Source organism: Steroidobacter sp., from assembly GCF_016790065.1.
Classification (GTDB): domain Bacteria; phylum Pseudomonadota; class Gammaproteobacteria; order Steroidobacterales; family Steroidobacteraceae; genus Steroidobacter.
Genome location: NZ_JAEUPY010000893.1, coordinates 1 through 9,160, shown reverse-complemented (window position 1 = coordinate 9,160; position 9,160 = coordinate 1). Strand labels below are relative to the sequence as shown.

Sequence of the window (9,160 nt, the reverse complement as noted above, 5' to 3'; positions counted from 1 at the left end):
ATCGTCCACGACTAGCAACTTCATCACGCCACTATCCGTGATGCCGCTGGCGCCGGCAAGGGCCTGCGAGGGCAATAACATAGGCCGAAGGACCTAGGCCCTGGGCGTAAGGGGCGCTGGCTCTGCGACGCTTGGTGCCGGATATTTCATTGATGCAAACAGCATGAACTAGCAATGCGACTTGGCGGCCAAGCGAATGATGCAACGATGTGATTGATGTTTGTGACAGAGGTTAGGAGGCGCATGAATGTGAGAGCATCCTGGCCGTCTTGATTGCGGCTCGCTCGGATTTAGCCGCTAATAATCAAAAGCTTATCGAACATGGTCGGGATGGAAATGTCAGTTTTAATTGACTTTATATGTGTTTATGAGCATCATATCGTACATGGCTGCTACTGACCCTCTTTTGGCTTTCGAGCAAGCGCCGGCCGCGGCGCTGGTGCGACTAGGGTCGCGCATTCGTCTTGCACGGCTGCGTCGTCAGCTTCGCCAAGAGGATCTTGCTGCCAAGATCGGCCGCACCAGAGCTACGGTCATTGCGATAGAGCAGGGGGCATCTGGAACCGAGATCGGCGCCTATGTGTCCGCGCTGTGGGCGTTAGGGCTGCTTCAGGAACTCGAGCTGGTTGCGGATCCCGGTTTGGATCGTGATGGCCAGGCGCTGTCTTTTTCGGTGTCTGATAAGCGCGTGCGTGTGCGCAAACCATTGAACAACAATTTCTGAACGGCCTGCGGCAATGGCTGACACTGCATATGTGTTCATCTATTTGCCCGGCGCCGTGAAGCCCATCGTTGCAGGTCGGTTCGAGCTCGATAGCACCGTATCGCCGGCGGTGGGGCGTTTCGTCTACGGCGAATCGTATCTTCGTAACGAGTCGGCCGTGCCGCTCGATCCTGTGGTGCTGCCGCTGCGCGAGCAACTCTTCACCACTACACTGTGCTCAGGGTTCTTCGGCGTCATTCGCGATGCAATCCCGGATGATTGGGGCCGTCACGTCGCAAGCAACCTCTACGGCAGCACCTATGCAACTTTCTTCGACTATCTGTGGCTGCCTGCTGCGGATCGCATGGGCGCTCTGGCTTTTGGCAAGACTTCAGCGAGTCCGATAAAAGAGAGCCCCGTCATTGCGTGGAAGGAGTTGGAAAACACTCCCTATCTACAGGCCATTCGGAAGCTGGATAGCAATGTTCCTCTGTCCCACGCAGAAGAGCAGGTAGCACTCCTATTTGGTGCAGGTACATCTGCTGGCGGAGCGCGACCTAAGTTCACCACTCACAAGGACGGGAGCATTTGGCTCGCGAAACTCAATCGGCAGAGCGATCGCTTCAATGAAGTCCGAGTGGAAGCGGCTATGCTGGATCTCGCGACTGCTTGCGGCGTTCGAGTGCCGGAGCACCAAGTGGTCCGCATGCACGGCCAAGACGTTCTCCTGGTGCGTCGCTTTGACCGTGTCGTCACCGACGCCGGAATCGTGCGTCATCGAATGGTGAGCGCGGGCACCGTGTTCTTGGCGAACGATGCAGCAGCTCAATACTCGTATACCGGTTCGTATCCTCGCTTGTCGCGAGAGCTAACGAGATGGACGGTAACGGGTGAGGAGGATCGCCGGCAGCTTTTCAGGCGGATCGCGTTCAATGCGCTCACTTCTGCTACTGATGACCATGAGCGCAATCACGCGCTCGTTGCAGAAGGTCCTCACTTTCGTCTCTCGCCGGCATTCGACCTCGTGCCGAGATTGGGGAACACGCGGAGGAAATTCCTTGCGCTTGCGATCGGCGACTACGGGGCGCTCGCAGTCCGTGACAACTTACTGTCGAGCGCCGAATCTTTTGGCTTGAGCCGCGCCGATGCCGATCAGATCGTCGATGAAGTCAAGCAGGCAGTGCAGACGCGATGGCGTGAGATTTTCGCGGCTTGGAAAGTGAGCGCATCGGACGTGAAGCGTATTGCCGGCTGTTTCAGCCCCCCGTCGTTCGAAGATCAGCCTGCAGAGCAACCAACCTTATGAGTTCGGTTGCATCATCGCGCCGCCTCAAACAACCCATCGCGCACGGAGACGCTGCAGGCGATCATGCCGTTGGAATGTGCTGCCACGCCGGTGACATCCGCAGGTAGTAATGCGTCGACGTCGATCACTCGAACCGTAGCGCCGCGTGCAACGAAGACGCGGTTGGCGGTACGAGCGTTCTCGAAATCGACGACGCCATCTTTGCCAGCGCCGCATAACACGGTCGGTGTTTGGGGCTTCCAGTCGTCGAGTAAGTCGTTGCGTGCCAGCGCTTGGCGGAAAGTGTTGTTTGTGTTGGTGATGAAGTCGGTATGGAAGCTGGGCTGAACCAATGAGTCGACGTCCAAGGGTAGAGCGCCCGTGCGACTGAGGGCGTAAACATCCAACGGGCCAGGCAGCAAACCCTCCACTTTCGTGTCGTAAGGGGCTTTGAAGACGTCGATCGGGGCCTGCCAGACATCGCCATAGATGTGTTGATAACTCACAGCTGTGTAGGCGAACAACGTGGGGCCGAGGGGATTGGCTTGGCCGTTGACGCGACCGTCCCAGCCGCTGATGAATGTTTGTAGCAGCGCATAGGGTCCGGACATCGGAGCGGAGGCGACCAGATCGAACTCGCGAGAATGCTTGCCCTCAATGGTTCGTTGCGTGGCCAGCGTCGCATGCCCGCCCTGCGAATACCCGGCCAACATTACTTTTCCTGACAGTGCGATATGAGTTTGCGAAGCGACTCGCCGAGCCGCACGCAAGGAATCCACGATGGCGCTGGCTTCAGAGTCTGCATGCAGATAGGGATGAAACGGATAGCTCGACTTACCCAGCCCGAGGTAGCTCGAAATCACAGTAGCGTAGCCGTGGGCTGCGAACACGCTGGCCAAGGTGAGATTCAGCGGCAAGTCCTCATCGAGTGACTGCAAGCGATCCGTAACGGTGCCATTGCTCCAGCCGAGCAATGGGTGAGGGCCGGTGCAACCATCGCCCGTCGGGATCAACAGCGTGGCAGAAGCATCGGCGGGCTCGCCCTGCACGCCGATGGTCGAGTAGAGAATCTCGAAGGCCTGCACGTCGCACTGGGCGGGGCCAATCCTGGCGGCGAGCTCCGGGCGTTTGCTCCAGGTCGCATCCAGCTGTGCGCGGCTGAGGGTCTGCAACTGCTTGAGATACTGAAGGCCCCCTCGATCAATGCCTGCATCTGCACCAGGAGTGGCGCAAGAGCTGACAAAGACAACAGCAACCAACACACCGACACGGGCCAGCAGCAGGGTCCTGATCATTAGAGCGTCTCATCCTTGGGAGTCGGATGAGGACTTAGAGCGCGGCGACCCTACGAATGGCTACCGCGCGAAGCTCGCAAGTCCATCTATTCTTTGCCGCTCAACGTCCGTTCGAAAAACTCGAACGTCTCGTCCCACGCGAACACATTGTGCCCGCCGGAGGGATCGACGTAGAACTCCACCGGCACGCCCCGTTGTAGCAGCTGATAGCCAAGGTCCTGCACCGATTCCATGTGGCCAGATTTATCCAGGTCGCCGATGGTCAACAGCACCGGTCCACGCCAATTGTCCAACTGCGGCGAGGAGGCGTAGGCCAGGTCTTCGATGCGCAGTCGTTCGGAGAGTCGTTGATAGATGAGCGGATCCTGCGTATTGCCCGCATCGAACCAGTCCTTCTTCATTTCGACGACCCAGTCCGTCACGCCGAAATGCGAGACGGCGGAGGCGAAGGCGCCGGGCAGGCGCGACATCGCCAATCCGACCATGTGGCCACCATAAGAGCCGCCCATGATGCCCATGCGTTTGGTGTCGACGTCGCCGCGGGCTTGCAAATAATTCACCAGCGCCGCGATGTCCTTCACTTCGCTGCCGCCGGTCGCGCCTCGTCCCGCGGGCAGGCGATAGTTCAGACCGAAGCCGGTGCTGCCCCGGAAGTTCATGTCGATGAACAAATAACCTTGCTGGGCCAGATACTGACCGAACGCATAGGCGTAGCCGTCGTAAGGCTTGGTTTGTTCAGTGGGGCCGCCATGTGTGTTGACGACGACGGGATAGCCATGCGCCGGAGGCGGGCGCTGGGGCGTGATCATGACGTGGTGGCTGATCAAACCATCTGCGGCTTTGACCGAAATGGTCTGTACCGGCGCAAGTTGGTTCAACACGGCCTGGGTGCGTTTGACGAGCGCGTCGGACATCAGCGGCAGCGTTCGTTCTGTGCCGTCCTGACTTCGGAGTACCAGGCGCGGTGGACGTTTCACCGTCTCGCCCTCGACATATACAAGGTGTCCGCCGGGGTTGTAGCCGGAGACGCCGGCTCGGCCTTCCGAGCCTTCGCCGAAGGTCAGCTGCTTGGGCGGGCCGCCGCGCAGCGAGACGCTCCACAAGTGAGAGCGCATCAGGTCGCCGACATTGGAGCGATAAACGATGGTGTGGCCGTCCGCACTGAGCGAATTGGCGTCGAACTTTTCTACCTCGCCCTCGGCAGGCGTCAATAGCCGAGCGGTGCCGCCTTTCGAGGACACGGCATAGAGTTGGTTCCAACCGGTTTTCTCCCAGAGGAACAGCAGTTCACCGGACGGCGCCCACACCAGAGTCTCCCCGTTGAGCTGACTGCCTGCGCCGAACTCTGCCTGCCACACGGTGCGCAGTGTTGCCGATGTCACATTCGCTGCGAGGATGCTCCACGGCACGCCGCCTTGCAGGCTGCGCTGCGCAGAGAAGCGATAGTCCTTGGTGGGGTTGATGGGCTCCCGAATGAATGCGAGCTCCGAGCTGTCCGCGGACCACACCGGGCTGGTATCCGCGAAGGGACTGGGATGCACATATGTCGTTTCATCCTTCGCGAGGTCGTGCACGACGATGTAGGTCTGTCTCGCCGTGCGAGAGCTGACAAAGGCGAGCTTGGATCCATCGGGTGAGTACACGGGCTGATCGATGCTCACGGCTGCGGTGTGTCGCGGATCGCCAGACTTCAGCAGCGAGCGTCGCGTCCATCGACCCTCCGATTCGCGACGCAACTCCAAGAGCTGCGTGCCTTGCGTGAACGCCACCGCCTGCGCATCGGGCGACCAAACGAGTGTCGATGACGGCACGTCGGCGCCTGTGGCCACCAATACAGGCGTGCTGCCTTTCTTGTCGACCTCAAGAAACATCAGCGCTGAGCCGCCTGCGGTGTCCTTGCGATCATGGACGTACATCAGGTGCTTGCCATCGCGAGAAGCTGAGTAACGCGCGATGGGGCCGCGCTCACCGCCGGCCACCAATACTTCCGGTTCGAACGTCGGCTCGCGAGCGATCATTAGATTCCCATCGTTTCGCCACGACAGGTAACGATGCTGCGTCGAGCCGAAGGTTGCCTGCAGGGCGCCGTAAGCGTTCAGCCGTGCCTGCTGGATTTCATCGCGTGTGAGCGCCTCGCGGGCATCCGACGCCAGCGACGGGCAAGACAGCACGAGGGCGACGGCAACGCCCGCCAAATAATGACGCAATTTCATACGGGACCTTTGCTCGGGCCGCTAGTGCCCGGGCCACTGGTGGATGAGGAGCTCGCCGGCTTTCTTTTCGAAGCTCAGATCGTCTGCCTCTGTCAGCAGGCGTAGCAGCGATTGGGGATTGTCGGCATCGAGCGTGCCGGTGAAGCGTCGCTCGCCGATGTCAGCGCCTTCGATGCGGATCTTGAGCGCGCTGTTGTAGCGATTGAATTCGGCTGCGATGTCGGCGAGCGTGTCTTCTTCGAAGACCAATCGTCGCTGTCGCCAGGCGGTGACCCGAGCCGCATCGATGTGGCTGCGAGCGACGATGGCGCCGTCCTTGTTGAGATCGACGGACTCGCCCACGGTGATCTTCACCTGGCTGCCGTTGACATCGGTCACCAGCACCGTGCCTTCGACGACCGATGTCTGCGTGCCACGAGCATCCCGTCGCACATTGAACTGCGTGCCGACGGCCTGAATGATGGCGTCCCCGGCATGCACTCGAAACGGCTGTTTGGGATTGCTCTCTACCGAGAACAGCGCTTCACCTTGATCCAACCGGACATCGCGGGTGGCGGTGCTGTACTTCACGGCGACTTCCGATCCGGTATTGAGATAGACGAGCGAGCCATCCGCCAAGGGCAGGGTGCGTTGTTCACCGACGATGGTTGCGTAGTGTTGACCGCCGATCACCGCCGACTGAATCCACCACGCGCCGACGAGCACGGCGACGCCGGCCGCAAGCCCGGCTAGCCAGCGTTTCTGGCGCGATCGACGCGGTTCGCCACTCGAGCTGCGAATGAACGCCGACGGCAGCCGCGCAATCTGATCGAGAGGTGCGGTTTGCAGCATCGCCCCGACATCCAGCCGACCTTCGGGATCGAGATTCTCGAACATCCGATGCACCGCTGAGATGTTCAAGAACTCCTGCACGTGCAGCGGCGAGCGGGTCAGCCACTCCGCAAACGCGGCCCGATCGGCCACCGGATCCTCTGCCAGCGCCGTGAACCACTCGGCGGCCTGGGCCGCGATGTCCAATTCATCCCGCCTGGGGGGCTTCACCGGCGATCTCCTTTCTGCCAGAGGTGGGCGCGGATGCGGACCGTCGATTCGTGGACGTACTTTTTGACGGTGTGCACCGAGATGTCCAGCGCTCGCGCAATTTCCACATAGGACATCCCGTCACGCTTGCACAACACGAAGGTCGCGCGATGCACCGGTGGCAGCACCGCCAGGATTCTTTCCAGTTCGTCTTCAGTGTCGGCACGGTCGGTTGATTCGTCCCCAGCGGGCAATTCAGGATGTTCGGCAGCCTCCTGGGCCGCCTCGGAATCGAAAGTCACCAGGCCACGTGCCGCGCGCATACGAAGCTGGGAGGCAACGTGCGAGGCGATGGTGTAGACATAGGCTCGCGGCTGGCGCACGAGCTCGCTCTTTTCCAGGCGCAGCAGTCGCAGATAAACCTCTTGCGCCAGATCGGCGCTGTCCTGGCCGGCGCGTAGATGCAACACCAGGTAGTTGTGCAGGTCGGCCTGATACTTCTCGAAGACGGACGCGGCCAGGCGCGCTGCCCGATTGAGGGGTGTCGGCTTCACGGTTCAGGCAATTCGCGCAAAAGGGTGCTGCCCATGTTTCTTAAGAGCCAAGCCGCGGCATACTTTGGGTACTTTTAATTTGGCTACCCCTTTTGCGCCAGACGCTCGCTCTCTACCCGGTAACAAGCATAAATCGAACGGGGAGGGCGCTGAACATGAAATGCATTCGTAGCCTGGTCGGAATCGCGGTGATGGCGTGTTTGAGTGCGGCGGCTGTGGGCCAGTCGCAACCCACGCAACAAGTCTCGGTGGACATTCCATCCCAACCGGTGGGCAAAGCGCTCAACGCCTTTGCTCAGCAGACCGGCATGCGGCTGCTGTTCCGGGCGGCCTCGGTGAAGGAGGGAACCATGGCGCCACGGCTGGTGGGCAGTTTCACCGCCGGGGAGGCCTTGGAGAAACTGCTGCAAGCGACCGAACTCGAGTACAAGTTCCTGGATGATCGGACGGTGGCAATCCGCGTGGCCAAGCCGATCGGTTCGGAAGGCGCTGAGACCACGTCGGCCGACACGGACCAGTGGTCGACGGGGTCGACTCGCTTGGTGCTGGCGCGTGCCGAAGTGGCCGAGCAGAGCGAATCCACCACGACTCAGTCCAACAGCGCCGCCGCCGGCGACTCGCTGGCCGAGGTGCTGGTCAGCGCCAAGGCGTTCACCGACGCCAACGTCGACATCGTTCGTACCCGCGATGACGCGCAGCCGTACTACATCCTGAGCGGCGACGCCATCGAGCAATCCGGCGCCAGCAACGTCGAGGATTATCTCAAGCAGCGGCTCACCATGAACGCCATGCCGCTCGCGAGCAACCAATACTCGACATACGCGCGTGGCAATACCAGCTCCATCAATCTGCGCGGCATTGGTAACAGCCAGACGCTGATCCTGATCAACGGTCGGCGCACCTCAGTAGGCAACTATGTGGGCCAGGCGACCGAGCAGCCGGACGTGAATGCCATTCCGCTGGCGGCCATCGATCGCGTGGAAGTGCTGCCGTCGTCGTCGGCAGCGATCTACGGCGGAGCTGCGGTCGGTGGCGTCGTCAACATCGTGCTGAAGAAGGACTATGTCGGCACGAATCTGAAAATGAAGTACGAGAGCACCTTCGATGGCGGCGCGGACGTGCGTTCCGTCAACCTCGCGCACGGCTTCTCGCTGGAAGACCGACGCACCCACGGATTGATTGCGGCCTACTATTCGGATTCGACCGCACTGTTGCGCTCGGATCGACCGGAGATCGTTCGCCGCGGCATCGATCGCATGCTGGCACGCTCGCCACAACTGCTTTACTCCGGATCGTTGCCGTTCAATGTCGGGGCGACCACCAACATCGCCTCACAGAATGGCAGCATCCTGACGCTACGTGATGGGACGTCGCTCGGCTCCTCGTTCACTCACGTGCCGTCGTCGATTTCTCCGTCTTCGCCGGATGCGCTGTTGAACGCGGGATTGCTTGCCAATGCCGGCAGCTACGATTTCTCGGCGCCCGACACCGCAAACTATCTCACCGGCGGCCGCTTCTATCTCGGTAGCGCGCCGAAAGTGGGCTCGCTGCTCGCGTCGATTCGTCGCCAGATGACGGACAACATCGAGGCGTTCATCGACGTGTCTTTCAGCAAGAACGAAGCGCAGTCGCCGCTCAACGCGCTGTCCGGTCGGTACTTGGTGCCGGCCAGTTCACCGGCCAATCCGTTCCTGCAGGCGGTGCAGGTCGCGATTCCCGATCCATCTTGGGAGTACTACAAGGCCAGCCTCGAGAATCGTCGCGCCACCATCGGTGCGACGATGGATTTGCCGAACGAGTGGCGGGCGCAAACGGACTTCACCTGGAACCATACCAAGTTGAACTACGGTTCCAGCTTTGCCAACACCACGCGCTTGAATGCGGCGCTGGCGAATGGAACGCTCGACCCGTTCGTCAACACCGTCCAGAATCCAATCAATCTCAGCCCGTATCTTTATGAGTTACGGGGTTACGCGCCGGCGGAGTTGGGCGATCTCGGCCTGCGAGCTGCCGGACCGATCTGGCAGCTGCCGGGCGGTGCGCCGATGTTGGCTATCGGCTTGGAAATGCGCCGAGAGAAATTCCTGGAA

General features: G+C 60.7%; 7 protein-coding genes. 3 read left to right on the top strand and 4 right to left on the bottom strand.

From position 1 onward, the window contains the following. Positions 1–385 precede the first annotated feature (385 nt). Positions 386–724 carry a helix-turn-helix domain-containing protein gene (locus tag JNL55_RS35850; protein WP_293866398.1) on the top strand — a complete coding sequence of 113 codons (339 nt, stop codon included), beginning with the start codon at positions 386–388 and terminating at the stop codon, positions 722–724. Positions 725–737: 13 nt separating this feature from the next. Beyond that, the gene (locus JNL55_RS35845; protein ID WP_293866395.1) at positions 738–2,009 is read left to right on the top strand and encodes a type II toxin-antitoxin system HipA family toxin; all 1,272 of its coding nucleotides are present in this window, start codon (positions 738–740) and stop codon (positions 2,007–2,009) included. An 11-nt stretch (positions 2,010–2,020) separates the two neighbouring features. Here JNL55_RS35845 and JNL55_RS35840 read toward each other — a convergent pair whose 3' ends face one another. From JNL55_RS35840 to JNL55_RS35825, 4 genes are all read right to left on the bottom strand, one after another. Continuing rightward, entirely contained in the window at positions 2,021–3,283 is a 1,263-nt protein-coding gene (locus JNL55_RS35840; protein WP_293866392.1) for a lipase family protein, read from the bottom strand. A gap of 86 nt (positions 3,284–3,369) precedes the next feature. Further along, complete coding sequence (locus tag JNL55_RS35835) at positions 3,370–5,496, bottom strand: S9 family peptidase (RefSeq protein ID WP_293866389.1); 2,127 nt, start codon at positions 5,494–5,496, stop codon at positions 3,370–3,372. A 21-nt stretch (positions 5,497–5,517) separates the two neighbouring features. Continuing rightward, positions 5,518–6,537, bottom strand: a complete 1,020-nt coding sequence (locus JNL55_RS35830; protein ID WP_293866386.1) for a FecR family protein — start codon at positions 6,535–6,537, stop codon at positions 5,518–5,520. Further along, on the bottom strand, positions 6,534–7,070 hold the full coding sequence (locus JNL55_RS35825) for an RNA polymerase sigma factor (protein WP_293866383.1): 537 nt from the start codon (positions 7,068–7,070) through the stop codon (positions 6,534–6,536). The genes JNL55_RS35830 and JNL55_RS35825 overlap by 4 nt, the downstream gene beginning before the upstream one ends. A gap of 155 nt (positions 7,071–7,225) precedes the next feature. On the opposite strand from JNL55_RS35825, the gene JNL55_RS35820 reads away from it, so the two are divergent. Continuing rightward, a partial coding sequence (locus JNL55_RS35820) for a TonB-dependent receptor (protein ID WP_293866380.1) occupies positions 7,226–9,160 on the top strand: 1,935 nt, incomplete at its 3' end.

Bases quoted from the DNA above. Each gene is read 5' to 3' on its own strand.
- JNL55_RS35850 (WP_293866398.1), top strand. From the start codon at position 386: ATGGCTGCTACTGACCCTCTTTTGGCTTTCGAGCAAGCGCCGGCCGCG.
- JNL55_RS35845 (WP_293866395.1), top strand. From the start codon at position 738: ATGGCTGACACTGCATATGTGTTCATCTATTTGCCCGGCGCCGTGAAG.
- JNL55_RS35840 (WP_293866392.1), bottom strand. From the start codon at position 3,283: ATGATCAGGACCCTGCTGCTGGCCCGTGTCGGTGTGTTGGTTGCTGTT.
- JNL55_RS35835 (WP_293866389.1), bottom strand. From the start codon at position 5,496: ATGAAATTGCGTCATTATTTGGCGGGCGTTGCCGTCGCCCTCGTGCTG.